Origin of the sequence: Lonepinella sp. MS14435 (assembly GCF_042485795.1) — a bacterium.
Classification (GTDB): domain Bacteria; phylum Pseudomonadota; class Gammaproteobacteria; order Enterobacterales; family Pasteurellaceae; genus Lonepinella.
In genome coordinates this window covers 1-24,765 of the sequence record NZ_CP169368.1, presented here as the reverse complement: position 1 = coordinate 24,765, position 24,765 = coordinate 1, and the positions used below count along the sequence as shown (strand labels likewise).

Here is a 24,765-nt window from a genome sequence, read left to right as displayed (position 1 = left end):
ATTGTACAAGAAAGTGCGGTGAAATTCAATTCACTATTATAAAATAGCAGAAATAATCCTAGAACTTTTGAGCGAATTAACAGTCCTAATTAAACTAACAATTCAATATAGAGTAGATATTTAATGAAACGATACAGCTATCTTATTTTTCCATTTTTATTAACTTCTTGCAGTGCGGTATCTCAACCAACCCATACCCCAGAGCAACAACAAGCTCGAGCCGTAATGCTGCAAGGCGTAGAACTATATAAACAACAATCTTTCTCCCAAGCCATGCCGTTATTACAACAAGCCACTGAACAAGGCGATATGAAAGCGTCACGCTATATCGGCTTGATGTATCTAAATGGTGAGGGCGTAACCAAATCGCCAAGCAAAGCCTTTGATGCCTTTACCACAGCGGCGAATCGTGGCGATATTACTTCACAATATTGGCTCGGTTATCTGTATGAAAACGGTATTGGGGTAGAAAAAAATCTCACCACTGCCATACAATGGTATGAAAAATCTGCGGCTCGTGGCGATCATGTTTCGCAACCAGCGATTGATGCGTTAAAACGTTTAAATCAAACTAAATAACAGGAAATTTTATGAAGAAATTAATTTTAACCAGTGTTGCCTGTGCAATGGCAAGCACTGCGTATGCTCAAATTGAAAGCGTGACAGCAGTTACGACACCAAACGGTTTAGGGCAACGAATCACCCAAGCTGTGGTGAATTACCCTGAAAAAACGTGCTTAACTGCGGTGAAAAAAAATGATTTTTCGGTAACGAATCGTACCATTACCGAGGCTAAATTAACCGAGCAAAAATGTACCAACCAAGTGGTGTTAGAATTGGATCCGCAAGATGCCGATGCGGCGACTACCGAAAAAGATCCCAATGATCGTTCCGCCCCTTACACCGAACGTAATATCAGCTTAACAGTAAAACAAGTCAATTCATTAGCCAGCAAATCTGGCAAAGTAAAACCGAGCGAATTAACCAGTAGCAAAGTGATTAATCAAGTGGTGGACGATTTCCAACAGGCGGAATTTAAAGATGAAAGCGGTGTGGTGGTGAAATACAATTTATTTGTGCCGAAAAATTACGACCCAAACAAAGCCTATCCGCTAGTGATGTTTATTCATGATGCAGGTTCAACCAACAGCAATGTGAAACATACCTTATTACAAGGCAACGGAGCAACTTCGTTTGCCAGCCCGTCATTCCAAGCAAAACATGAAGCCTTTGTGCTTGCTCCGCAGTTTGATCATCAAATTGTCAATGATAAATCAGAAGACCCAGCAGATCTTGAACCAACGATTAATTTAATTAAATCCTTGGCAACACAATACAATATCGACCAAAACCGCCTTTACACCACAGGGCAATCAGGTGGTGCGATGATGTCTATCGCCATGAATATCAAACACCCTGATTTCTTTGCTGCCAGCTATATTGTGGCAGGGCAGTGGGAACCGAGTGTTACCGCTCCGATGGCAAAAAATAATATTTTTGTGTTAGTTTCCGAAAATGATGTCAAAGCCTTTCCGACCGAAAATGAAATTATGAAAGTATTGACGGCAAATGGGGCAAATGTACAAGAAAGCCACGGCTGGAACGCTCAAGATTCCGTGGCAGAACTGAATAAAAAGGTGAATGCTCTGTTAGCTCAAGGTGGCAATATTCATTATGCCAGCTTTACAGGCGGTACATTACCAATGGAACAGACCTCACAAAGCAAAGGGGCTGCCCACATGGGAACTTGGGGAGTGGCTTATAATATTGATGCGATTAAAGAATGGTTGTTTAGTCAGCGTAAAAATCATTAGTAATAAAAACTGCGGTGAAAATGTATGGTATTTTTCACTGCAGTTAGTTTACGCTAGCTTTAAGTTAATGCTTTCTTACTCAATAATTTTGCGTTTCTTTAGAGAGCTTATCTTTCATCGCTTTAATTAATGGAGAGGTGGCTTCTTGAATGTGTTCTGTTTTGGTCGATCCAATATCTTCACCCCAAACACTGACAGCCGCTCCCAAAATAAGGCGAGAATCTTGAATAGAATTTTGTGTATTCTTTCCATCCCAAATACCTAATTTCCAGTTCTGTTTAATATCCTGTGTTGCAAATTGACTATTCTCTACTAGGTTTGCTTTGTGATTAGGCACAAAATATAAATAATAGGAATTATAATTTAAAACCTGAAAGCCATTATTAATTAAATCTGGCATACTTGCTCTGATTTCACGGCGATATTTGGCATCATTTACATCTTGTGTATCACCGTCATAGCTCCAATAAGTTATTTGAACGCTATGATTGAGAGCGGGTAAATCCTTTTTGATCAAACCATCATTCCATAAGCGTGTTATTAAACCTTTTTCTGTTAGGAAAGAGGAAAGGTTATTAACATAGGTGATAAATTCATGGCTATCTTCATCATCATAGCCAAATTCATCACCTCCAATATGGAAATGATGACTACTATCCCCAAAGATCCAGCAAACTTCAGTTATCAATGATTTAATAAAAGTAATACTTTCTGGGTTAGTAATATCAATTTCATTATTCGCATGTTTTGATTTTAGTGATTGGGCATAATCTTTGCCATTTTTGTGTTCAAGTAACATCAAAATAGCTTGCATGTGACCTGGACTATCAAGTTCTGGTACCAATTCAATGCCTTTTTCTTTGGCATAGTGAATTAATTCATCTAATTGAGAGTATGTTAAAAACGGTTTATTGGTTATAGGGTTAATAAAAACACCATCTTTTTTAACCGCAGTTTCTGTTGTTTGTCCTAATATATTGCTTTCGATAGCATAATTTTGATCATCTGAAAAATGAAGGTGTAAGAATGTTGCTTTTGACTGATGTAAAATATCAATAAATTTTTTTATGCTATCTACAGGGTAAAAATGCCGAGAAATATCTAATACTAATCCACTTTCCTTTTCAGATGGTATGATTATTTCATTGGTTTGAGCGAAAATACTCGACATGGGGAGATTTATTGCAAATAAAAAGAATATCTGCAATAAATTGAACGAGTTTCTAAGTTTATGACTAAGTAACACAATGTTAATCCCGAATAAATTATTTTCTTCGTTTTCTTCTTACTGTTATATATGACCATATAATGGCAATAATTATAAATATAAAAGCAATGAATAACATAATACCAATAATTTCATGGAAATAAAGTGAATCGAAAATAGGGTTGAAAAAAATTGAATAATAATGGTTAATTATAAAGTAAATTAAATACCCCCACAAAAACCAAGTGATAAGAGATAATATTTTACTTTTTAGTTTTGATTTCCATTTTAATCTTTTACTTTTATTAATTACCATTAAAGATTGTAAGTATCTATCGGACATTTAGATCCCCCTATCTGGGCTTATCCAAACCGCTAATTTAGATTTATTTCTGAAAATAGCTTTAGGAATCCCAATTAATAAAGTGATTGTATTTAAGAACCAGTATATGTATGGATACCAGATTGTAGATAAGGCGTACAGTAATAATCCTTTTTCATAACGACTATCAATATATAAACTAACCACACACTGTAAGAAGAATGAAAAAAACATGATAGATATACCATTATGGAACAATGAATTATTTACCAAAGTTACATTAAGTAGGCTGGTTACAATATCTGTTATTGCAAAAACGGCTAAAACAACCGCCCAAATCGCAGTAATAAAATATTCAATATACATTGGCCATAAACGACGATTTTTTAATCTCCAAACTTGAGGAAAATACTTAATAATAGTTTCTGCACCACCTTGAGCCCAGCGTAATCTTTGTCTGAATAAGCCTTTTAGACGTTCTGGCATTAAAACCCAGCATAATGCTCGAGGTTCATACGCAATATTGTATCCTGCTGTTTGAATTTTCCAACTAATATCAATATCTTCGGTAATCATATTAGTACTCCAACCACCGATCCGAATCATTAAGTCTTTACGGAATAAACAACATACTCCAGAAACAGTAAAAATTGTTCCCATCAGACCTTGTGCTCGTTTAATTAAGCCAATAATTGCACTGAATTCAGAAACTTGTAAGCGTCCTAATATTGTACTGCGATTACGGACTCGAGGATTACCAGTTATGGCTCCATAACTTAAATCTGATTCCAGTATATGAACCATATAATCAATAGCTTTATAATCAAGAATGGCATCACCATCAATACATGCTACATACTTCCCTTTTGCAATGGTTAATCCATGATTTAATGCACTCGCTTTACCGGAGTTTTTTTGATGTAATGCAATGATTTCTGGATGTTTAGCTGCCCATTGATCAATAATTTCACCTGTATCATCCTTACTTCCGTCATTAATAAAAATAAGCTCATAGTTTGGATAGGTTAGATTTAATAAATGTGGTATTGATTCATTAAGATTAGCACCCTCGTTGTAACAAGGGACCATTATGCTCACTAAAGGAACATCATTTTTATTCCTTTGGTAAAATTTGGGATATCCAAATTTATTTTCTCGCATAAGAAAATAATATAATCCAGCAATACTCCAATAAACAGCCATTAATGCAGGATAAATAAATACAAAAGTATTTAGAAATTCAATAATATTAGTAAACATGTTAAATTTCCCGATCCTTTTTTATAAACTAGGATAGCCTTTACTAAAATCATCAGTTTTATAGCCAAAACTATAAATACCATGTTTTTCTAGTAATTTAATCCAGCTAATGATTTCTGGTTCTTTGAATTTCCCTTTGCTTTTATTATTTGAAGAGGAAAAATCAAATAGAATCTGTTTGTTATTGTTAGTATAGCTAATTAATTTTGTTAATTCTGTTTTAACATCATTTGCATTTATATCTTCTGAATCAGGATTGACAGAAAGAAGTATTTGACCATAATTTGCAGATAGCTGTTCTAAGTTATTTTCTAGCTTATTATAATTTTTTAAATCTATATTTAAATTATAAGCTGAATTTAGAGGACCATCAGGAATCATCGCATAGGTTTCTAATTCTTTTTTTAGTATATTGGTGAGCTTTATTATCTCTGCTGGGTGTTCCGATGCTAATGTTTGATCATTAAATAAAACGCCACTGAACTTTGCATAATAGGATAAATCATTATAGATGGATTTAATTGCTTCAAGTTTATTATTAGCCTGAGGAAGATTAAATGCCATAATCGGCATTTCAGCATAAACTTTTACGCCTGCACGAGTAAATAATGACCATGCAATACGTGAGAATAAGTCTGCCTTTACGGGTAAATAGGCATTAGGAAAATAAAGAGCATCAGCGATATTATCTTGATTTTCATCAGAATACGCTTGTAAATAGACAATATTAGTTCCAGAACGATGTATTTTCTCAATTATAGAATCAATATTCTTATTCAATAGTTGTAAATTTGGGTTGTATATATCATCTAGTTTTACATGAGTAGCTCGAATGATTAAGGAATCTTTAGAACCAGTAGTTAAATATTCTTTTATCGCATCAAAACTTGTTTCTTGATCTAATAATAAGCGTCCTATATTATGTTCACCAACTTTATTTAAGTTGTCATCGTCTAAAGAAAAAGAATATGACATACCAGCTTTACTAGCTGCTATCATAGCCGCTGTGGTAAAATTCCCATAAGGCCATACCATAATCTGTGGAGATTTTCCGATAGCTCGTTTTATATCTTTTGCGGATTCTTTAAAATCTTTTTCAATTCGTTGTATATATTGGTCTTTAGTTTCATATTTACCATTTTCATATTTTGCTGCAATAATTGCCGGTAATTGACTTCCAGCAGGATTAGCAGGGTGACCATAATGCTGATTATAACTATGAGAGGCAATTTCAACTAACCCGCTTTGATACATTTCTTTGATGTGTTCCCAAGTTGTCATTGTTGAGCGAGGCAAAGTAGTATTGCTATATGGAATTTGGGCATTTTTAGGGGCATTTATCCAACTCGCTACAGGGGCGAAAACAGCAGGATAGTGATAGGCTTTCAATAAAGGAAAGATAACACTATACATTGTTTCGTATCCATCATCAAAAGAGAGTAACACTGCTTTATCTGGTAAAGTAGTAGAACCCTTTTCAGCATCAATTATTTGTTGCCAACTGACTACATGGTAGTCGTTTTCTTTTAACCAATTAAAATGTTGAATTAGGTGTTGTACTGAAATCGTTTGTGGATAGTAATAGTTAGTACCTGCCTTATTTGTTTCATCAACAACAGAATGATAAGCCAATACGCCATATTCATTATTCTTAGCATAACCAGTTACTGAGAATAGTGCTGTTAATAGCATTATTCCAAAGAAATAAATATTTTTCATAAAATCCTAACCTAAAATTAAAAAATAATTGAGAAACCTAGATTTGCAAAATTATTGTATTCAGCTTCTCCGTCATAAATATTTCGTTTACGACCCACCTCATAAGAAATTTCTATTTTTTTATCTATACGCCAATTATGTCCATAACTTATAGACCATGTTTTTTCGCTTGATTTATTAGACGGAATAGAGGCATTAATAATGCCAGATTGCCAGTGATGTCCGAGTGTCGCATTAAAATGGTGATTTAATGATAAACCATAATTTAATGGTTGGTTATAGCTCACATCTATTCCTGTTTCTAAAGAACGGCTATTAAGAGGGTTGTAATACCAAATATTTTCATTATTTTTACTATTTCTCATATAATCGAAACGTAATGAATTTGAGATATTCCAAAGATCATGAACAAACGTCTGAACTTTCCCCAAAAAACTTGCATTTTTACGTTTATTACCATCATCAAATTTCATTAAACCGAAATTAGCACCTAATGAAAATAAATCAGCGTAAGTATAAACCATGCCAAGTCCAATATTTTTTGTGTCAATATTTTGATAAATGGCTTTAACAGGCGTATTGCTTCCATTTTTAGACGCATTAAGATTAAATTGCCAGCGTTGGTTTAATCTATAATTAGCCTTTGTTTGCAGATAAACTTTATTTTTTAGTTGGTATTGTTCAAATATTTTATCGTTTAAATTTAAATATCTCCCTACTTCAAGATTTAAATTAAATGGATAAAAATTAAGATCTAGACCTGTCCCTAATCGCTCTAGTCTGAATTTATTCTTAAATTTTATATCAGGTGATTTGGTATTAATATAATGCAAGTAAATACTATGCCCATCTTCAGTTTTAGGTGAGTAGAGATAATATTCTTGGTTAAATTCATTACCAATACTTGATAATCCTTCTGCATTTTTTGAGGTTCGATGAGAAAGTCCTAAAGAACCAACTAAACGAGCTTTGCGAGCCAATTCATAGCGTTCAATTAAACTTTTTTGTGAGTTTCTTTGTTGTTCAGTGAATTGGTTGATAATGTTACTTGCCTGAGTATAATCACCATTATCAAGAGCAATATGAGTTCTCATTGATTGCACGGCTAAATGGTTTTCGGTAAATAGCAATGCTTGAGCTTTATTTGCCCAATAGAGAGCATCATCATTATTATTATGAAAACGCTCAAATTCACTGCGAGCAAGCATTACCCATGGATCCATTTTTTTATTAGCTAATCTTTCATTTAATAAAGCAAGAGCTTCAGATGATTTACCACGCCAAGTATTCAAATTAATCTTTGCATAATAGATTGCATCAGCCAATGGATTAGCAATACGTTGTTTCTGGGTGAAATCCAAGATATACGGCGTTGCTTTAATGCTATCTAAATAAGTTTGTGCTTGTTCAAAATAACCTGCATCACTAGAGGCTCGGAATAGTTTTAATAATAATTCAGGTGTTGCTTTGTGATTTTTAGCAATTTGCTGTTTTTCAATTTCTTTATAAATAGTTAATGCTTTAAAGGGAGAACCCGAAGCTAAAAGGTAATCAGCATAACTTTCTTTCACATAGTTAGGTAATTCATTATCACCGTATTGCTGTTGTAAGGTTAAATAAAGTTGTTTTGCGTCTTTATTTTTATTCAATTTGGTGGCAAGAACAAAACGATCTTGTAAAACAGATTTATATAACGGGGAATTTTTATCTAGTTTTTTAGATAGATTCAATAATTTAGCATAGGCTTGTTCTTGTAATACAGGATCAGAGTTAGAAACTTGAACAAAATTAATGGTATGCTCATACTCTTGCCATAATAAATCCTTATCTTTCAGTAGAGTAGGATAATTTCGGATAATTCGTTCTCTTACTACATCAATTTTATATTTTGCAGCTAAACGATATAATTGGAGTGCGATTTCTTTGTTTTCTGGGTGCAAAGCTAGTTCGTTTTGTAAACGTCCTAATTTTGCCATATCCCCTTCAGTACGGTCATTCAAATAAGTAGAGGCATCAATGTATCCACGATCTTTACCAAAACGTTTTTGATAGTTAGTCAAATAACGTCTGGCCATATTAAAATCACCCATATCAATGGAAACTAATGTACATCCCAACAGACCATTAGAATTTTTACTAAAACGGTGGTTTAGTTCCTCGTATAAGGCAATAGAATATTGATATTTCTTAATATTACGAGCTGCTTTAGCGATATTTTCTAGTTCATTTTCAGTGAAACTGCTCAATTTACAATTTGAGCATACTGATACAACCTCGCTAAAACGATTTTTCTTCATTAATAAAGCAATTAAGTCATCTCGCACTAGTTTATCTTTGGTTTGAAGATATAGTGTTTTCATTTGCTCAATCGCTGTACTGAGTTGATCTTCACCTAGACGAGAGAAAATAACAATTTCTTCCCTTTTTACGTCAATTTCTCCAGCCATAGCAAGGGTAGGTAATACACTTAAAGCAGTCATTACCCAATATTTTTTATATAAATTTTTGTTCATAAAATCCAATTAGTCACCATCTATCCCATGATGTTGACCCCTAATAATTAGTATTCGGCGAAAGTTTATCATGGGAATAAATATTGTTTCAATTTATTTTAGTGGAAAGAGGTCTGACCTTATATCATTGGAAAGTAAGGATAAAACCGTATAAAAAAGAAACAGATACTATATCTTATATAGCTTGTATTGAGCTTAAGATAGACACAATATCCCCTTTAATGAGGCAGTAAGGGGATATTTTGCAATAAATATAATTAAATTTAATGGGCTGAATTGAATAATTTTAGACTAACTTCTGAATTGGGTAATCTAAATAGCTGTTCTTCGTGAGTATCTTGGTTTAACACAACTTGTAACCATAGAATTCCTTCAAAATTCACCGCACTAATAATCGTGCCAGTAGCTCGCCAGCCACTTTCCAACCGCATTTCAATTTCACCGCCAATGTCTGGTGTCATATTTGTTGTAGCTTGGAATGCAAACATCGCTCGCTTATTTGCCCCCCGATATTTGGCTCGTGCCACCGTTTCTTGTCCGATATAACAGCCTTTCTGGAATGAAATTGCCTGTTCTAAGGTTTGTAAATTCAAGGCTTGTGGAATAAATTCCCCTTGGGTTTTATCGGTTAAAATCGGGTAGCCTTGTTGAATATCGGCTAAATCCCATTGTGTAGAATCTGCATTAAATTGCACCGCACTTTCGGGGTTGATTAAAATACAGCGGTTATTAAATTTGACGCAAACTTGAGCCGAAAATTCACTATCTTCGTCAATTAGACCAACAAGTTGAGCATTAAGCTCGGTAAAGGTGACTTTGGAAAATACCGCATATTTTTTTAACTGATCTAATCCTGTCGGTAACAGAGAATGATGAATCATCACATAAAACTGATCGCTTTCTATACGAATTAAACGAAAAATGGAAGTCATTTTGCCTTTAGGATCACAATGGGCAGTAATCGTATGATCGCCAAGGGCTAATTTTGTGACATCACAGGTGAGTTGCCCTTGCAGATATTTTTCTGCGTCTATTCCTGCAATTTCAATTAAGCGATATTGTTCAAGAGAAATGATGCTCATACTTACTCCAAATTCTGAATTTGCTCACGCATTTGCTCAATCAACACTTTAAGCTCTACGGCGGAAGCGGTGATTTCCGCATTAATGGATTTTGATGCCAGCGTATTGGATTCACGGTTGAGTTCCTGCATCATAAAATCCAGTTTACGCCCTACCGCTCCCCCTTTTTTCAGGATAGATGCTGTTTCCTTAACGTGCATTTGCAAGCGATCCAATTCTTCTGCTACATCAATACGTTGTGCTAACAACACCATTTCTTGCTCTAGGCGAGTGGGGTCAGCTTGCAGTTGAATTTCATCAAAGCGTTGTTGTAAACGATCTCGTTGCCATTGCAAAATCTCGGGCATTTTTAACCGCACTTTATCCGCCTCTATCTTGATAGCCTGTAAACGTTGCTCAATGACTTCTTTTAATTTATCACCCTCACGCCCACGCATAACAATAAATTCAGCCAGCAGTTGATCAAAACCTGTCAACAGATCTTGGCTAATCACATCTAAATCTTGTTCTGGTGTTTCGACTACTCCTGGGTAACGTAATATGTCGGTTAAATTAATCTCTCCCTCACCAGCTTGAGCTTTAATCCATTTTAGAGATTGAATCACTTGCTCAGTGAGTTCCTGATTTAAATTTAGGCTGGTAGCGGTTTGTTTTTTCGTGTCAATACGTAAGTTACATTCAATTTTACCACGGGTCAGATTTTGGCGAAGTTTTTCACGTAAACTGTTTTCTAAGCCCCGAAATTGTTCAGGTAAACGGAAGAAATTTTCCAAATAACGTTGATTTACCGAGCGGATTTCCCACACGGCATCACCCCAGTCCTTTTTAATTTCAAAGCGGGCGAAAGCGGTCATGCTGTAAATCATATTTTTATCCTTTAACTTGTTATATCTATTTACCGCTCTTATTGTACTGTTAAATTTCGTTTCTGTCATTTTGCGTGCTAAAATAACCGCAAATTTGTCAAAATAAGGAATAAAAATGCGTCCAGATAACCGCGCCAATAACGCCCCCCGTCCAATTAAAATTACTCGTCATTACACTAAGCATGCCGAAGGTTCGGTACTGGTGGAATTTGGTGCAACCAAAGTGATTTGTACCGCCAGTGTCGATGAATCCGTACCACGCTTTTTAAAAGGACAAGGGCAAGGTTGGGTAACGGCAGAATACGGAATGTTGCCACGTTCCACCCATAGCCGTATGCAACGTGAAGCAGCGAAAGGCAAACAGGGTGGTCGCACCATGGAAATTCAACGCCTAATTGCGCGTTCTTTACGTGCCATGATCGACCTTGAAGCCCTAGGCGAACGCTCTATTACACTTGATTGTGATGTTATTCAAGCGGACGGTGGCACTCGCACGGCTTCAATTACTGGAGCTTGCGTAGCGTTAATTGATGCGGTCAACGGTTTAGTCGCAAATGGCACCTTAAAAGCCAGTCCAATCAAAGGGTTAGTGTCGGCAATTTCAGTCGGTATTGTGAATGGCGAAGCCGTGTGCGATTTGGAATATGTAGAAGATTCCAACGCCGAAACCGATATGAATGTCGTCATGATGGAAGACGGGCGAATGATCGAAGTGCAAGGCACCGCAGAGAGGGAACCTTTTTCTCATCAAGAATTATTGAATTTGTTAGATTTAGCCAAACAGGGTTGTGAGCAAATTTTTGTGGCACAGCGAGAAGCGTTAACTCAATAAAAGTGCGGTGAAAAATATGCAAGATTACAAACAACAATTTATCCAATTTGCCTTAAGTCGCAATGTGTTACGTTTCGGCGAATTTACCCTCAAATCAGGTAGAAAAAGCCCGTATTTCTTTAATGCTGGCTTATTTAACACGGGAGCAGATTTAGCCCGTTTAGGCGAATTTTATGCACAAGCTATTCAAGCCAATGGCTTGGCTTATGATGTGATTTTTGGACCTGCTTATAAAGGGATTCCCATTGGCACAACGGTTTCGGTGGCGTTGTTTAATCAATTTGGTTTAGATAAACCCGTTTGCTTTAACCGCAAAGAAGCTAAAGATCACGGTGAGGGCGGAAATCTAATCGGTTCACCATTACAAGGCAAAGTGTTGCTGGTAGATGACGTAATTACCGCAGGTACAGCAATTCGTGAAGCTATGGATATTATTGCAGCCAACGGTGCAAGCCTAAGTGCGGTGGTCATTGCCTTAAATCGCAAAGAAAAAGGAAAGGGCGAATTGTCAGCAATTCAGGAAGTGGAACGGGATTATCAATGTGATGTGTTGTCGATTGTAGATTTAGACGATTTAATGCAGTTTATTGAAAATGATAGTCAATATTCGCAGTATTTACCAGCGATGCGAGAATATCGTGAGAAATATGGTGTCGCATGATAAAAATAAATTAACCCCAGCCTTGGGGTTGATTTTCGGTGCTAATATTCCCACTCATCAGGATCAATCCCCAATTCACGCATAATATCCTTGGCATTTTCAGGAATTTCATTATTGCGATCTTTGAGTAAATCTTCGTCAGTTGGCAAAGGTTGTCCTGTGAATGCGTGCAAAAAGGCTTCGCACAGTAATTCGCTGTTAGTGGCATGACGTAGGTTTTTAATTTGGCGACGCGTGCGTTCGTTGGTTAAAATTTCCAATACTTTAATTGGAATGGATACTGTGATTTTTTTGACTTGCTCGCTCTTTTTACCGTGTTCGGCATAAGGGCTGATGTATTTGCCGTTCCAATTCGCCATAACCTGTCCTATATAACTTCAAAAACTAGGGGTATTTTAATCAAAAATGGGGGGAATAACAATCAACTATTTTTTCTGACACTTTGGACAAAAGAAACTGTTCCGCTGACCAATCACTAAACTTTCAATTTTTCCACCGCACTTTACACAGGCTTGATCTTTTTTGCCGTAGATTTGTAGTTCTTGAGCAAAATAACCTGGTTTGCCATCAGGTTGTAAAAAGTCTTGTAAGGTGGTGCCGCCTTGTTCTATCGCACGTTGTAGCTCTTTTTTAATGGTGGAGACGAGTAATTCTGCTTGTTTTTTAGTGATCGTACCCGTTAATTTTTGGGGGTGAAGTCCACATTGAAATAGCACTTCGTTAGCATAAATATTGCCAACGCCGACCACGACAGCATTATCCATTAAGAAGACTTTAAGTGCGGTGTGTTTTTTACGAGATTTTTTAAACAGATAGTCTGCGGTAAATTGCTCCGAAAGCGGTTCAGGTCCAAGTTTCATAAAGAGATGAAAATCATCTAAATTATCCGTCCACAGCCATGCCCCAAAACGACGAGGATCGTTATAACGCATAATTTTGCCGTTGTTCATCACGATATCCAGATGATCGTGTTTTTCCACGGGAGCATCTTTTTCAACAATACGAACCGATCCCGACATCCCCAAATGCCCGATAATGTAGCCTTTTTCCGTATGAATAATCAGGTATTTAGCACGGCGTGAAAGTGCGGTGATTTTTACTTGCGAAAGTTGACTTAGCTCAGGCGAAACTTGCCAGCGTAATTTAGCTTGGCGAACAATAATTTTTTCAATAGTAAAACCAGTCAGGTAAGGAGCAATACCATTTTTAGCGGTTTCCACTTCGGGTAATTCGGGCATATTGTATTCCTTAAAATTTACCTATAAAAAAACCCGAGCAAGTCGGGTCTTTCATTCTGTTTAAAATCAAATTATTTGATTTTAGCTTCTTTATAAACAACGTGTTTACGCACTACTGGATCAAATTTTTTGATTTCCATTTTTTCAGGCATATTACGTTTGTTTTTAGTTGTTGTGTAGAAATGACCAGTTTCAGCAGTAGAAACTAATTTAATTTTCTCACGAGCACCTTTAGCTGCCATTTTTTAGCTCCTTAGATTTTCTCGCCACGAGCACGGATTTCAGCTAATACTGCATCAATGCCTTTTTTATCAATAATACGCATACCTTTCGCTGTTAAGCGTAAAGTTACGAAACGGTTTTCACTCTCAACCCAAAAACGGTGAGTGTGTAAGTTAGGTAGAAAACGACGACGAGTCGCATTCAATGCGTGTGAGCGATTGTTACCAACAGCTGGACGCTTGCCTGTTACTTGACAGACTCTTGACATAATAAACTCCAATAATTAAATATAAGCTCGAGCTTACGGTTCGGATACAATTTCAAGGAAAGCCTTGATAGCCACCTCGTCAGGTCGCTGTAGCCGACCCGCTTACTATATTAAAGGCTGTGAATTATACTCACATAATTCGACTTTCTCAAGGAAAAAATACGTTTTCTGTGAAAAATGCAGGAGATTTTGCTTTCAATCTGCAAAATGATCCTTATTTGAGATCTTATAAACAGGCATTTTCCGCAAAAGAGAAATAACAACCCTTTCCAATAATAAAATGATCTAAAACACGAATATCCATTAATTCCGCCGCTTGCTTAATTTTTTTTGTGATTAGCTTATCTGACTCGCTAGGATTGGCAAGACCTGAAGGGTGGTTATGGGCTAAAATGAGTGCGACAGCATTGCAATATAAGGCAGTTTTGATGATTTCTCTAGGGTGAATACTGGCTGAATTCACTGAACCGAGGAACATATCTTCTTGTTTAATTAAACGGTGTTGGTTGTCTAAAAATAACACTAAAAACACTTCTCGCTCATAATGTTCCATTTCCGCCTGCAAATATAGCCGTACAGTTTCCGATTGGTTGAAGATATGAGAAAATTTTATTTCTTCTAATAAATAGCGTTTGGTCATTTCGGTACAGGCTTGCAGTTGGATAAACTGAGTAATCCCTATACCTTTAAAGGCACAAAATTGTTTTTGTGTAGCAGAAATTAAACCTCGTAATGAACCAAAATGTTGGATAACCGCAGCAGATAGCTGCATTACTGGGCAGCCTTTAATGCCAGTACGTAGGAATATGGCTAATAATTCATCATCGGTTAAAGCGGAAGCGCCTAAGTTGAGTAATTTTTCTCGTGGCATTAAGGGTGAAGTTGACATGGTTTTACTCTAAATTATAAAAAATCACACCGCACTTTGTGATAATTTAATGAGTTTGGCGAGAAATTTATGCTGATTTTGGAATACAGATCAAAAAATCCTATGTTTTCTTCCGCCAAATTGAAGTAAAATGGGTGGTAATAGATGTGAGAAAGGACTAACAATGACAAATTTGCAACATAAACGAATTGTAGTGGGGATAACAGGTGGCATTGCAGCCTATAAAACTATTGAATTTATTCGTTTATTACGCAAAGTGGGTGCTGAAGTGAGAACCGTATTAACTCCAGCGGGTGCGGAATTTGTCACACCTTTAACCTTGCAAGCTATTTCTGGCAATCCCGTGGCTCAATCTTTGCTTGATCCGCAAGCCGAATTAGCCATGGGGCATATTGAATTAGCCAAGTGGGCAGACCTTGTGGTGATTGCTCCAGCCAGTGCGGATTTTATTGCCCGTTTAAACGTAGGTATGGCGAATGATCTGCTTTCAACCCTGTGTTTAGCTACATCAGCCCCGATTTTGTTAGCTCCTGCAATGAATCAACAAATGTACCGTCAAACGGTGACACAGCAGAATATTCTGTCATTACAACAACGTGGTATATTATTTATTGGACCGAATAGTGGAGAACAGGCGTGTGGTGATGTGGGTGCTGGGCGAATGTCAGAGCCGCAAGAAATTTTTACCGCCGTTGAACAACACTTTTCTATTTCGCAGGATTTAGTTGGTTTAAATATTGCAATTACCGCTGGTCCTACTCAAGAAGCCATTGATCCAGTACGTTATATTAGTAATCACAGCTCGGGTAAAATGGGTTTTGCTATTGCGAATGCGTTTGCTCAACGTGGAGCGAATGTCACCTTAATTAGTGGACCAGTTAATTTAGCAACACCTAGTAAGGTTAATCGAATTAATGTGCTTTCCGCTCAACAAATGTGGCAAGTTGCACTTGAAAGTGCGGTGAAAAATCACATATTTATTGCCTGTGCGGCAGTAGCGGATTATCGAGTGGCTGACATTGCCGAACAAAAAATTAAAAAATCCAGTGATGAAATGCAACTTACTTTGGTGAAAAATCCAGATATTGTATCCGATGTGGGTCATTTAACCGAAAATCGTCCATTTACGGTGGGATTTGCGGCTGAAACGCAACGAGTAGAGCAGTATGCACAAGATAAATTATTACGTAAGAAATTGGATATGATTTGTGCTAATGATGTATCGAATGGACAGGTTTTCGGGGCAGATCAAAATGCGTTAAAATTGTTTTGGCAAAATGGCTCAGAACAGTTACCTGAAACCAGCAAACAACAATTAGCTCAACAATTAGTGAATAAAATCGTCGAGAAATACTATGCAAAAAAATACAAAAAAAATTGATGTAAAAATTTTAGACAGCCGTATTGGCAACGAATTTCCGTTACCCACTTATGCGACCACAGGTTCAGCAGGTTTAGATTTGCGAGCATTGATAGAACAAAGTTTTGAAATTCAACCTGGGGAAAGCAAATTAATTCCAACAGGGTTATCTATTTATATTGCGGATCCAAATTTGGCAGCCGTGATTCTACCACGTTCAGGTTTAGGGCATAAAAATGGCATTGTACTTGGCAATTTAGTTGGCTTGATCGACAGTGATTATCAAGGACCTTTGATGGTATCTGTGTGGAATCGTGGCGATAAACCATTTAAAATTGAAGTAGGCGATCGTATTGCACAATTAGTTTTTGTGCCAGTGCTACAAGCGGAATTTAATATTGTGGAAGAATTTACTCAAACAGACCGTGGTGAGGGTGGTTTTGGACATTCAGGAAAACAATAATGCGAGTAAATAAATAATGGTAGAACAGTTGGAAATTGCAGATATTGAGCCTGCTATGGTGGAAAAATCTGTACCCAAAATAGAAAAGCGTAGTGTTAAAGAACGCCGTCAGCAAGTGTTAGCCGTGTTGGCAAGTATGCTTCATTCCGAACGTGGCATGGAGCGTATGACAACGGCACGTTTAGCCGAAGCTGTGGGGGTGTCGGAAGCTGCTTTGTATCGTTATTTCCCTAGCAAAACCAAAATGTTTGAAGCCTTGATTGAAAATATTGAACAGAATTTATTTATTCGTATTTCACAATCAACGAAAATGGAAACTAACACGCAAAATCGAGTGCATGATATTTTGCAGATGATTTTGGATTTTGCTCGTAAAAACCCAGGTATGACACGTATTTTAACGGGACATGCTTTGATGTTTGAAGATACACAATTACAAACTCGAGTGGCTCAATTCTTTGATCGGCTAGAATTACAATTTGTGAATATTTTACAGATGCGGAAATTACGCGAGGGTAAAACCTTTGCCACAGATGAGCGGACTATTGCAAGTTATCTCGTCACTTTTTGTGAGGGACAATTTATGCGTTATGTGCGAACAAATTTTCGCCGAACGGTTAATCAAAGTTTTGACCAGCAATGGCAACTTATTGAACCCTTATTTGCATAGAGGATAACGATGATTATTCCTTGGCAAGAGCTTGCAGAAGATACCTTGATTAATCTTGTGGAGAGTTTTATTTTGCGAGAAGGTACAGATTATGGTGTTGAAGAATTATCTTTAAGCCAGAAAACACAAAATTTACTTGATCAAATTCGGCAAGAAAAAGTTGTTATTGTTTGGTCAGAATTACACGAAACCATTGATATTAAGAATAAAACGGATTTTCTGCGATAGGTTTGTTTATCTCAAAGTAAGTTAGGGGAGATAGCAAAGCCTATGGTTGATTAGGACAAAGAGGTTATTTATGCCAGAACAAGTACAACAAGTTGAAGCTCATCAAGAAAAGAAACCCGCTCATACTATGGATCCCACATTAGAGTGGTTTGTTTCCCATTGCCACATTCATAAATATTCCATGAAAACGACTATTATTCATGCAGGTGAAAAGGCGGAAACTTTATATTATTTAATTAAAGGAGCTGCATCTGTATCGACCAAAGATGAAGACGGCAAAGAAATGCTATTGACCTATTTGGGGTCTGGCGATTTCTTTGGCGAGGCGGGTTTATTTAATGAAAATGACGTGCGTTCGGCGTGGATTCGAGCTAAAACTACTTGTGAAGTGGCAGAAATTTCTTATAAAAAATTTCGTCAGTTAGTGCAAGTTAATCCTGATGTATTAATGATTCTAGCTGGGCAATTAGCGAAACGTTTAAGAACCACATCTCAGCAAGTAAAAAATTTAGCTTTCTTAGATGTGACAGGTCGTATCGCACAAACCTTATTGAATCTTGCCAAAATGCCAGATGCAATGACGCACCCAGAGGGGATGCAGATTAAGATTACTCGCCAAGAAATTGGTCAAATGGTGGGCTGTTCAAGAGAAACCGTTGGGCGAATTTTGAAGATGCTAGAAGATGAACATCTGATAACTGCTCATGGTAAAACCATAGTGGTGTATGGAACGAGAGAATAACGAAAGTGCGGTGAAAATTCACCGTATTTTTTTATGAATAATCGTATAAAATCTGATATATTTACTCAAGTATTTTAATTTGAGGAGCAAGCAAATGAAAAAAGATGAAGTCGGACATAATTTTTTAGCTCGTTTAGGTAAAACTCGTTTACGCCCTGGTGGTAAAAAAGCGACTGATTGGTTAATTGCCAATGGTGATTTTGATGCCAATAAGAAAGTGCTTGAGGTTGCTTGTAATATGGGAACCACGGCTATTGGTCTTGCTAAACAATTTGGTTGTCATATTGAAGGGGTTGATTTAGATGAAGCAGCATTAGAAAAAGCCAAGAAAAATATTGAAGCAAATGGTTTACAAGATAAAATTCATGTGCAACGTGCCAATGCAATGAAATTACCATTTGAAGATAATACCTTTGATATTGTGATTAACGAAGCTATGTTAACTATGTTGCCAATACAGGCGAAGATAAAAGCGATTGAAGAATATTTTCGAGTGCTAAAACCGAATGGTTTGTTATTAACTCATGATGTGATGTTAACCACAGAAGATGCTGAACCAGTGATTAAGCAGTTACGTGAAGCCATTAATATTACCGTAACACCACTGACACGTGATGGTTGGAAAGAGTTATTTAAGCAAGCAGGATTCCGCAATGTGGATAGTTTTAATGGTGAGATGAGTTTGTTATCACCAAAAGGCATGATTCACGATGAAGGTTTTTTTGGGGCGTTACGTATCGTATCTAATGCAATGAAATCAGAAAATAGGGAAACCTTTAAGAAAATGTTTAAAGTGTTTAATGATCCTGATAAAAAACTGAATTTCATTGCAGTATGTAGTCAGAAATAAAGAAATTTTTAGTGAAAGTGCGGTGAATTTAGCTGCACTTTTTTATTTTATATAGCGATTTTTAAATTAGCCTTAAAACTGCTATAGTTTAGTAAATTTATTTACATGGGGGAGATTATGGCAGCTGTTGAAGGTGCTAATCAATTAGTTCAAGTGGTGATTTTATTAGGGGCAGCTATTGTTGCCGTACCACTTTTCAAACGTCTGGGATTAGGTTCAGTATTAGGTTATCTGGCAGCAGGACTTGCCATAGGACCTTTTGGCTTACAACTGTTTAAAGATCCGAATTCTATTATTCACGTGGCTGAACTTGGCGTGGTGATGTTCTTGTTTATTATCGGCTTAGAAATGAAACCCTCTCATCTTTGGGGATTACGCCGTCAGATCTTTGGTTTAGGGGCATTGCAAGTCACTATCTGTGGTGTGTTATTAATGTTAGTGGGAGCTTATTTATTAGGCTTTTCTTGGCAGACCGCCTTTGTTATTGGTGCTGGCTTTGTGCTAAATTCCACCGCCATTATTATGCAAGTGTTAGCTGAACGTGGTCAAATGAGTAGTCAAAGTGGGCAGAAAATGATTTCCATTTTGCTGTTTGAAGATTTGTTAATTGTTCCATTATTGGCAGTTGTGGCGTTTTTGTCACCAATTGATACCAAAACCCCTGAGCCTTTATGGCAGGAATTGGCGGTAGGTAGTGGATCTATTGTAATGCTGGTGGTAGCTGGACTTTGGTTGCTTAATCCGCTATTCCGTATTCTGGCACGGACTAAATTACGTGAAATGATGACGGCAGCAGCGTTATTAGTGGTTTTAGGGGCAGCCTTATTAATGGAAGCTAGTGGATTATCTGCTGCCATGGGTGCTTTTATTGCTGGCGTATTATTATCAAATTCAAGTTTTCGTCATCAACTAGAAGCGGATATTGAGCCATTTCGTGGTTTATTATTAGGGCTTTTTTTCTTAGGCGTAGGCATGTCTTTAGATTTGTCGTTAGTCTTTCATAATTTTGTCTTTATTTTATTCAGTGTATTTGCCTTAATGTTTGCTAACGGATTAGGGATTTATCTGGCAGCACGAATGAGTCGTAGTAGTAATGCCGTTGCTTTAGAGCGTGCTTTTATTATGGCATTGGGGGGAGAATTTGCTTTTGTGGTGTTTGCAGCTGCCGCAAATCAACATGTGATTACTTCACAACAACAAGCCAATGGTGTGGCTATTGTGGTGTTATCTATGGTACTAAGTCCTTTGTTAATCATAATCCATAAGAAATATATTGAACCCTATTTTGCTCGCACAGAAGTGGAACGAGAACACGATCATATTGATGAAAAACACCCAATTATTTTGGTGGGATTTGGTCGAGTAGGGCAAGTGGTCAACAGTATGCTGACTATGTCAGGCTATGCGGTCACGGTGATTGATCGTGATGAAGAAATTATTTCAGGTATGCGAAAATTAGGTATAAAAGCCTATTATGGCAATGCAGAACGCCCTGAAATTTTACATCATGCAGGCGTTGAGAATGCCGAGATGCTGATTGTTACATCAGGCAAAAAAGAAAAAGCATCACATGTAGTAGAACTTGCCAGAAAAATGAATCCTAATATCCGTATTTTAGCACGTGCAAATGATTTATTTCACGTTTATGAACTCTATCAAATGGGAGCAGATCGTCAAGTACGTGAAACCTTTGATTCTGCGGTGCGAATGGGGCGTTATGCGTTAGAAGATTTAGGTATAGATGAACAAAAAGCAGGTGAAATTAGTCACTGTTATTATCAGCGAGATCGTCACCGTACTCGCTTAATGGCAGAAGTCTATGATCCAAGTTTTAAACATAAATTCCAAAATAAAGAAATGGTTAAAATTTCGTTGGAGCATGATCAGGAAACCATGGTTGAGATCCAACAGATTTTGCAAAGGGAAGAATAGTACCTAAAATTTAGGCAAAAATAACCGCAGTTTATTTATTTAATAATGTGATATTTCCCTCTATCACAGAAAAACTGCGGTGCTTTTCTACTGACATTTGAGCTAGTTGATCTTGAGTAATTGCCGTAATGAATACCTGTGATTGGCTTTGTTGCAAGCGTTCGGCGAGTAAAGAACGTTTGATTTCATCGAGTTCTGAGGCAAAATCGTCAATGAGAAAAATACAGTGGCGATTTTTTTGTTGCATTAAATGTTCGCCTTGAGCGAGTCGCAAGGCACACATCAGTAATTTTAGTTGACCACGAGAAAGCACATCTTCCACTGGTAATCCATTAGCTTTAAAACGAAAATCAGCCTTTTGCGGACCTGAAACCGTATATCCGATTTGTTTATCCCGTTGGAAATTTTCTCGTAACACATCAGCATAATCACTGTCTTTTTCCCAACCTTGATGAAAGCTCAGTTGAATTTCTAGTTCGGGTAAAAATAATTGGCAAGTTTGTTCTATGGTTGGACTGAGAGCTTGTGCGTACTCATTTCGCCATTGGGTAACTTGATGAGCAAGTTTGGCAAGTTCAATGTCCCAAATTTTTAGGGCGTTGTAATCGTAAGTTTGCTGTAAGGCGGCATTACGTTGTTTAAGTAAACGATTGAGAGCAGACCATATCGCATGAAAACTTGCTTGATGATGAAATAACCCCCAGTCTAAAAAAGCACGACGATAGCTAGGACCACCATTGAGTAGGGTTAAACCTTCAGGGGTAATAATTTGCATGGGGAGTAAATGAGCCAGATCGGAAATTTTATTACCGTCTTCGCCGTTGATTTTGACAATGGTATTGCCGTCTTTACGTTGCTTTTGTAGCCCTACTGACCATTGATGTTGCTGTTCTTGAATTCGCCCGTGTAGAGTAAAATGCGGTTGTTCGTAGCGGATTATTCGGGTGGTCACATTACTTTTAAAGGATCGACCATGGCTTAGGTAGAAAAGGCTTTCTAGCAAATTGGTTTTTCCGCTCCCATTATTGCCGATCAAAAAGTTAAAGCCGTGGTCAAATTCAAGATCCACGGCGGTAAAATTACGAAAGTCTTCAATAAGTAAGCGAGAGATTGCCATAAAGTGCGGTCTATATTAGTAATATTTTTTATAACCGCATAGGCATAATCACATATTCTGCACTGCCGTCTTCACAATCTTCAATTAAACAGCTTGATGAGGCATCAACTAACCGCATACGTACACGTTTACATTTTAACGCATTGAGTACGTCTAAAATATAGCTGGCATTAAAGCCTACTTCCATTTCTTCGCTTTGATAAGATACGTCTAAAATTTCTTCGACTTCTTCGTGTTCTTGGTTGGTGGCTAAAATACGAAGTTGGTTTTCACTTAATTGTAAACGAACGGTACGAACCCGATCTGTGGAAAGAATGGCGGCACGCACAAAAGATTGTTTTAAGGCTTCCCAATCACCCTCCAAAATACGATCTGCATTACGTGGCAAGACGCGACGATAATCAGGGAAACGTCCGTCAATCAGTTTGGTAGTAAACACTAACGAACCTAATTGCACACGTAAATTATTGGTACCGATTTGTAAATGAGCAGGTTCTTCACTGCTTGAGTCTAATAATCTTGCCAGTTCCAATACCCCTTTACGAGGCACGATAACGGCATGATTTTGTAACTCTTGTTCAAGGGGAATAGTGCAAACCGCTAAACGATGACCATCTGTAGAAACCGTGCGTAATAAATTACCTTCAGTTTCTAACTTCATTCCATTTAACGCATAGCGAGCATCATTGTTTGCCATGGAGAATTGTGTTGCATCAATTAAACGACGTATAATATTTTGGGTTACAGTAAAATCGACTTCCGATTGCCAGTTGGTTAAATTTGGGTATTCATCCGCAGGAAAAGTGGTTAAATTAAATTTGGTGCGACCTGAACGGACAATAGCTCGATCTTCTTCAAAATCTATCGTAATCGAAGCTGTTTCAGGTAAACTACGACAAATTTCTAAGAATTTTCTGGCAGGGATAGTGAAGTTACCCTCCGCATTATTTTGTAATGGTGCTTGTGCGGAAAGCTCGACTTCTAAATCAGTACCTGTAATAGTCAGGATATTACCTTTTATTTGTAATAAGACATTGTTTAATACAGGAATATTAGGGCGATTGCTCAACACACCGCAAACTTGTTGTAATGGTTTTAATAAATCTTCTCTTGAAATAATGAGTTGCATAGTGATTTCCCTTTTATTAAGCCGATAAAGTGCGGTTTAAATTTACCCAATCTTCTTCAATATTACTATCTGTTTCACGTAGTTCTAAAGTCTTGCGGCAAGCATGTAATACCGTGGTATGATCACGATCACCAAAATTTTTACCAATTTCAGGTAAGCTACGATTAGTCAGTTCTTTAGCTAATGCCATAGCTAATTGACGTGGTCGAGCAACGGAGCGAGAACGATTTTTAGATTTTAAATCTGAAACCTTAATACGGTAATATTCAGCCACCACTTTTTGAATATTCTCAATAGTAACTAATTTTTCTTGTAATGCCAAAATATCTTTTAAGGTTTCTTCGGCAAAATCTCTGGTAATCGGTTTGCCCGTAAATTCAGCGTAGGCTTGTACTCGGTTTAATGCCCCCTCCAGATCACGCACATTGCTCCGCAGTCTTTCTGCAATAAAATAGGCAACATCTTCGGGTAAGTTTAAGTTTTTTTCTTCCGCTTTTTTCAGCAAAATGGCAATACGGGTTTCTAATTCAGGGGGTTGAATTTGTAAGGTTAAACCCACACCAAAGCGTGATGTTAAACGTTCAGTAAAGTTTTCAATACCTTTGGGTAAGCGATCGGAGGTGAGAATAATTTGTCGTCCCCCCTCAAATAAGGAATTAAAGGTATGGAAAAATTCTTCTTGTGTTCCGCTTTTTCCTGCAAAAAATTGAATGTCATCAATGAGTAACACATCTAAAGAGCGGTATTTTTTCTTAAATTCTTCTAGTTTTTCACTTTTTAGTGCTTTTACCATTTCTTGTACATAACGCTCAGAACGAACATACATAATGCGAGCTTTGGGGTTGTCAGATAAAATGGCATTGCCAATCGCATGTAATAAATGGCTTTTACCTAAGCCTGTACTACCATATAAAAACAGAGGGTTGGCTAATTTGTCGCCAGGATTTTTAGCCACTTTCAAGGCTGCAGAACGGGCTAATTGATTTGATTTCCCTCCCACAAAGTTTTCAAAGGTATAGTATGATTCAAGGTGGGTTTCAAATGTCTTATTATTTGAAATCCTAGGATTTTTCACCGCACTATTATCCGTCATCTCAACAGTATTCATCGGGGCTTTAGGGCTAGGTTTTACCCCCTCTTGTAATTTCACCACTAAATCTGGATTATGGCTAACTTGTTGGGCTAAAGAGATGATTTTTTCTAAATAATGACTTTCTACCCAATTTTTAATAAACCGATTAGAGGCATATAAGGTGATCAGATTATCGTTGTTAGCATCTGCTTGCAACGGACGCAACCACATATTAAAGTCGTTAGAAGAAATTTGATCTTGTAATTGCAAAAGGCATTGTTGCCATAGGGTTGACACGTCGAAGTTCAT

At 37.1% G+C, this 24,765-nt stretch carries 25 protein-coding genes; 11 read left to right on the top strand and 14 right to left on the bottom strand.

The features are described from left to right. The first annotated feature begins 123 nt into the window (after nt 1-123). On the top strand, nt 124-579 hold the full coding sequence (locus O1Q80_RS00125; protein WP_386694970.1) for a tetratricopeptide repeat protein: 456 nt from the start codon (nt 124-126) through the stop codon (nt 577-579). Between the two features lie 11 nt (nt 580-590). Next, entirely contained in the window at nt 591-1,814 is a 1,224-nt protein-coding gene (locus tag O1Q80_RS00120) for a prolyl oligopeptidase family serine peptidase (protein WP_386694968.1), read from the top strand. A 79-nt stretch (nt 1,815-1,893) separates the two neighbouring features. Here O1Q80_RS00120 and O1Q80_RS00115 read toward each other — a convergent pair whose 3' ends face one another. From O1Q80_RS00115 to O1Q80_RS00090, 6 genes are all read right to left on the bottom strand, one after another. Further along, nucleotides 1,894-2,985: a family 20 glycosylhydrolase gene (locus O1Q80_RS00115; RefSeq protein WP_386694966.1), complete on the bottom strand. Its 1,092-nt coding sequence runs from the start codon at nt 2,983-2,985 to the stop codon at nt 1,894-1,896. A gap of 379 nt (nt 2,986-3,364) precedes the next feature. Further along, nucleotides 3,365-4,603 carry a poly-beta-1,6-N-acetyl-D-glucosamine synthase gene (gene pgaC, locus O1Q80_RS00110; protein WP_386694964.1) on the bottom strand — a complete coding sequence of 413 codons (1,239 nt, stop codon included), beginning with the start codon at nt 4,601-4,603 and terminating at the stop codon, nt 3,365-3,367. A 21-nt stretch (nt 4,604-4,624) separates the two neighbouring features. Next, complete coding sequence (gene pgaB / locus O1Q80_RS00105) at nt 4,625-6,322, bottom strand: poly-beta-1,6-N-acetyl-D-glucosamine N-deacetylase PgaB (RefSeq protein ID WP_386694962.1); 1,698 nt, start codon at nt 6,320-6,322, stop codon at nt 4,625-4,627. Between the two features lie 17 nt (nt 6,323-6,339). Next, nucleotides 6,340-8,835, bottom strand: coding sequence for a poly-beta-1,6 N-acetyl-D-glucosamine export porin PgaA (gene pgaA, locus O1Q80_RS00100; RefSeq protein ID WP_386694960.1), 2,496 nt, complete (start codon nt 8,833-8,835; stop codon nt 6,340-6,342). Between the two features lie 263 nt (nt 8,836-9,098). Next, entirely contained in the window at nt 9,099-9,917 is an 819-nt protein-coding gene (locus O1Q80_RS00095) for a folate-binding protein (protein ID WP_386694958.1), read from the bottom strand. 2 nt (nt 9,918-9,919) lie between these two features. Then, nucleotides 9,920-10,783 carry a YicC/YloC family endoribonuclease gene (locus O1Q80_RS00090; protein ID WP_386694956.1) on the bottom strand — a complete coding sequence of 288 codons (864 nt, stop codon included), beginning with the start codon at nt 10,781-10,783 and terminating at the stop codon, nt 9,920-9,922. A 115-nt stretch (nt 10,784-10,898) separates the two neighbouring features. Between O1Q80_RS00090 and rph the strand changes: the two genes are divergently transcribed. Continuing rightward, a complete protein-coding gene (gene rph, locus O1Q80_RS00085; RefSeq protein ID WP_386694954.1) occupies nt 10,899-11,615 on the top strand; it encodes a ribonuclease PH in 717 nt (238 codons plus the stop codon). Between the two features lie 16 nt (nt 11,616-11,631). Beyond that, entirely contained in the window at nt 11,632-12,276 is a 645-nt protein-coding gene (pyrE, locus tag O1Q80_RS00080) for an orotate phosphoribosyltransferase (RefSeq protein WP_386694952.1), read from the top strand. A gap of 41 nt (nt 12,277-12,317) precedes the next feature. On the opposite strand, the gene metJ is transcribed toward pyrE, so the two are convergent. The 5 genes from metJ to radC all read right to left on the bottom strand — a co-directional run bounded on the left by metJ (nt 12,318) and on the right by radC (nt 14,893). Beyond that, nucleotides 12,318-12,635, bottom strand: a complete 318-nt coding sequence (gene metJ / locus O1Q80_RS00075; RefSeq protein ID WP_132300148.1) for a met regulon transcriptional regulator MetJ — start codon at nt 12,633-12,635, stop codon at nt 12,318-12,320. Between the two features lie 66 nt (nt 12,636-12,701). Further along, nucleotides 12,702-13,514: a bifunctional DNA-formamidopyrimidine glycosylase/DNA-(apurinic or apyrimidinic site) lyase gene (mutM, locus tag O1Q80_RS00070; RefSeq protein ID WP_386694950.1), complete on the bottom strand. Its 813-nt coding sequence runs from the start codon at nt 13,512-13,514 to the stop codon at nt 12,702-12,704. A 71-nt stretch (nt 13,515-13,585) separates the two neighbouring features. Beyond that, complete coding sequence (gene rpmG / locus O1Q80_RS00065; protein WP_077464092.1) at nt 13,586-13,756, bottom strand: 50S ribosomal protein L33; 171 nt, start codon at nt 13,754-13,756, stop codon at nt 13,586-13,588. A gap of 11 nt (nt 13,757-13,767) precedes the next feature. Then, nucleotides 13,768-14,004 (bottom strand): 50S ribosomal protein L28, encoded by a 237-nt coding sequence (gene rpmB / locus O1Q80_RS00060; protein ID WP_005599762.1) that lies wholly within the window; start codon nt 14,002-14,004, stop codon nt 13,768-13,770. A 226-nt stretch (nt 14,005-14,230) separates the two neighbouring features. Then, nucleotides 14,231-14,893, bottom strand: a complete 663-nt coding sequence (gene radC, locus O1Q80_RS00055; protein ID WP_386687806.1) for a DNA repair protein RadC — start codon at nt 14,891-14,893, stop codon at nt 14,231-14,233. 163 nt (nt 14,894-15,056) lie between these two features. Between radC and coaBC the strand changes: the two genes are divergently transcribed. The 7 genes from coaBC to O1Q80_RS00020 all read left to right on the top strand — a co-directional run bounded on the left by coaBC (nt 15,057) and on the right by O1Q80_RS00020 (nt 21,138). Further along, on the top strand, nt 15,057-16,274 hold the full coding sequence (coaBC, locus tag O1Q80_RS00050; protein ID WP_386694948.1) for a bifunctional phosphopantothenoylcysteine decarboxylase/phosphopantothenate--cysteine ligase CoaBC: 1,218 nt from the start codon (nt 15,057-15,059) through the stop codon (nt 16,272-16,274). Beyond that, nucleotides 16,249-16,716 carry a dUTP diphosphatase gene (gene dut, locus O1Q80_RS00045; RefSeq protein WP_386687802.1) on the top strand — a complete coding sequence of 156 codons (468 nt, stop codon included), beginning with the start codon at nt 16,249-16,251 and terminating at the stop codon, nt 16,714-16,716. The genes coaBC and dut overlap by 26 nt, the downstream gene beginning before the upstream one ends. 13 nt (nt 16,717-16,729) lie before the next feature. Continuing rightward, on the top strand, nt 16,730-17,386 hold the full coding sequence (gene slmA / locus O1Q80_RS00040; protein ID WP_386690302.1) for a nucleoid occlusion factor SlmA: 657 nt from the start codon (nt 16,730-16,732) through the stop codon (nt 17,384-17,386). 9 nt (nt 17,387-17,395) lie between these two features. After that, entirely contained in the window at nt 17,396-17,614 is a 219-nt protein-coding gene (locus tag O1Q80_RS00035) for a YheU family protein (RefSeq protein WP_386694946.1), read from the top strand. A 70-nt stretch (nt 17,615-17,684) separates the two neighbouring features. Next, nucleotides 17,685-18,356: a cAMP-activated global transcriptional regulator CRP gene (crp, locus tag O1Q80_RS00030; RefSeq protein WP_386687798.1), complete on the top strand. Its 672-nt coding sequence runs from the start codon at nt 17,685-17,687 to the stop codon at nt 18,354-18,356. Between the two features lie 94 nt (nt 18,357-18,450). Continuing rightward, complete coding sequence (locus O1Q80_RS00025; RefSeq protein WP_386687796.1) at nt 18,451-19,206, top strand: methyltransferase domain-containing protein; 756 nt, start codon at nt 18,451-18,453, stop codon at nt 19,204-19,206. A gap of 117 nt (nt 19,207-19,323) precedes the next feature. Then, the gene (locus tag O1Q80_RS00020; RefSeq protein WP_386694944.1) at nt 19,324-21,138 is read left to right on the top strand and encodes a monovalent cation:proton antiporter-2 (CPA2) family protein; all 1,815 of its coding nucleotides are present in this window, start codon (nt 19,324-19,326) and stop codon (nt 21,136-21,138) included. A gap of 31 nt (nt 21,139-21,169) precedes the next feature. On the opposite strand, the gene recF is transcribed toward O1Q80_RS00020, so the two are convergent. From recF to dnaA, 3 genes are read right to left on the bottom strand one after another with little or no spacing between them, the layout of a single operon-like run. Continuing rightward, nucleotides 21,170-22,255, bottom strand: a complete 1,086-nt coding sequence (gene recF / locus O1Q80_RS00015) for a DNA replication/repair protein RecF (protein WP_386694942.1) — start codon at nt 22,253-22,255, stop codon at nt 21,170-21,172. Between the two features lie 28 nt (nt 22,256-22,283). Then, nucleotides 22,284-23,384, bottom strand: coding sequence for a DNA polymerase III subunit beta (gene dnaN / locus O1Q80_RS00010; RefSeq protein ID WP_386687790.1), 1,101 nt, complete (start codon nt 23,382-23,384; stop codon nt 22,284-22,286). A 16-nt stretch (nt 23,385-23,400) separates the two neighbouring features. Next, a complete protein-coding gene (dnaA, locus tag O1Q80_RS00005; protein WP_386687788.1) occupies nt 23,401-24,765 on the bottom strand; it encodes a chromosomal replication initiator protein DnaA in 1,365 nt (454 codons plus the stop codon).

Excerpts from the sequence above, each read along its gene's own strand:
- crp (WP_386687798.1), top strand. The coding sequence starts at position 17,685 with ATGCCAGAACAAGTACAACAAGTTGAAGCTCATCAAGAAAAGAAACCC.
- pgaC (WP_386694964.1), bottom strand. The coding sequence starts at position 4,603 with ATGTTTACTAATATTATTGAATTTCTAAATACTTTTGTATTTATTTAT.
- O1Q80_RS00120 (WP_386694968.1), top strand. The coding sequence starts at position 591 with ATGAAGAAATTAATTTTAACCAGTGTTGCCTGTGCAATGGCAAGCACT.
- rpmG (WP_077464092.1), bottom strand. The coding sequence starts at position 13,756 with ATGGCAGCTAAAGGTGCTCGTGAGAAAATTAAATTAGTTTCTACTGCT.
- O1Q80_RS00025 (WP_386687796.1), top strand. The coding sequence starts at position 18,451 with ATGAAAAAAGATGAAGTCGGACATAATTTTTTAGCTCGTTTAGGTAAA.
- pyrE (WP_386694952.1), top strand. The coding sequence starts at position 11,632 with ATGCAAGATTACAAACAACAATTTATCCAATTTGCCTTAAGTCGCAAT.
- O1Q80_RS00095 (WP_386694958.1), bottom strand. The coding sequence starts at position 9,917 with ATGAGCATCATTTCTCTTGAACAATATCGCTTAATTGAAATTGCAGGA.
- O1Q80_RS00115 (WP_386694966.1), bottom strand. The coding sequence starts at position 2,985 with ATGTCGAGTATTTTCGCTCAAACCAATGAAATAATCATACCATCTGAA.
- dnaA (WP_386687788.1), bottom strand. The coding sequence starts at position 24,765 with ATGAACTTCGACGTGTCAACCCTATGGCAACAATGCCTTTTGCAATTA.
- dnaN (WP_386687790.1), bottom strand. The coding sequence starts at position 23,384 with ATGCAACTCATTATTTCAAGAGAAGATTTATTAAAACCATTACAACAA.
- rpmB (WP_005599762.1), bottom strand. The coding sequence starts at position 14,004 with ATGTCAAGAGTCTGTCAAGTAACAGGCAAGCGTCCAGCTGTTGGTAAC.
- pgaA (WP_386694960.1), bottom strand. The coding sequence starts at position 8,835 with ATGAACAAAAATTTATATAAAAAATATTGGGTAATGACTGCTTTAAGT.
- O1Q80_RS00090 (WP_386694956.1), bottom strand. The coding sequence starts at position 10,783 with ATGATTTACAGCATGACCGCTTTCGCCCGCTTTGAAATTAAAAAGGAC.
- rph (WP_386694954.1), top strand. The coding sequence starts at position 10,899 with ATGCGTCCAGATAACCGCGCCAATAACGCCCCCCGTCCAATTAAAATT.
- metJ (WP_132300148.1), bottom strand. The coding sequence starts at position 12,635 with ATGGCGAATTGGAACGGCAAATACATCAGCCCTTATGCCGAACACGGT.
- radC (WP_386687806.1), bottom strand. The coding sequence starts at position 14,893 with ATGTCAACTTCACCCTTAATGCCACGAGAAAAATTACTCAACTTAGGC.
- O1Q80_RS00020 (WP_386694944.1), top strand. The coding sequence starts at position 19,324 with ATGGCAGCTGTTGAAGGTGCTAATCAATTAGTTCAAGTGGTGATTTTA.
- coaBC (WP_386694948.1), top strand. The coding sequence starts at position 15,057 with ATGACAAATTTGCAACATAAACGAATTGTAGTGGGGATAACAGGTGGC.
- O1Q80_RS00035 (WP_386694946.1), top strand. The coding sequence starts at position 17,396 with ATGATTATTCCTTGGCAAGAGCTTGCAGAAGATACCTTGATTAATCTT.
- mutM (WP_386694950.1), bottom strand. The coding sequence starts at position 13,514 with ATGCCCGAATTACCCGAAGTGGAAACCGCTAAAAATGGTATTGCTCCT.
- dut (WP_386687802.1), top strand. The coding sequence starts at position 16,249 with ATGCAAAAAAATACAAAAAAAATTGATGTAAAAATTTTAGACAGCCGT.
- pgaB (WP_386694962.1), bottom strand. The coding sequence starts at position 6,322 with ATGAAAAATATTTATTTCTTTGGAATAATGCTATTAACAGCACTATTC.
- recF (WP_386694942.1), bottom strand. The coding sequence starts at position 22,255 with ATGGCAATCTCTCGCTTACTTATTGAAGACTTTCGTAATTTTACCGCC.
- O1Q80_RS00125 (WP_386694970.1), top strand. The coding sequence starts at position 124 with ATGAAACGATACAGCTATCTTATTTTTCCATTTTTATTAACTTCTTGC.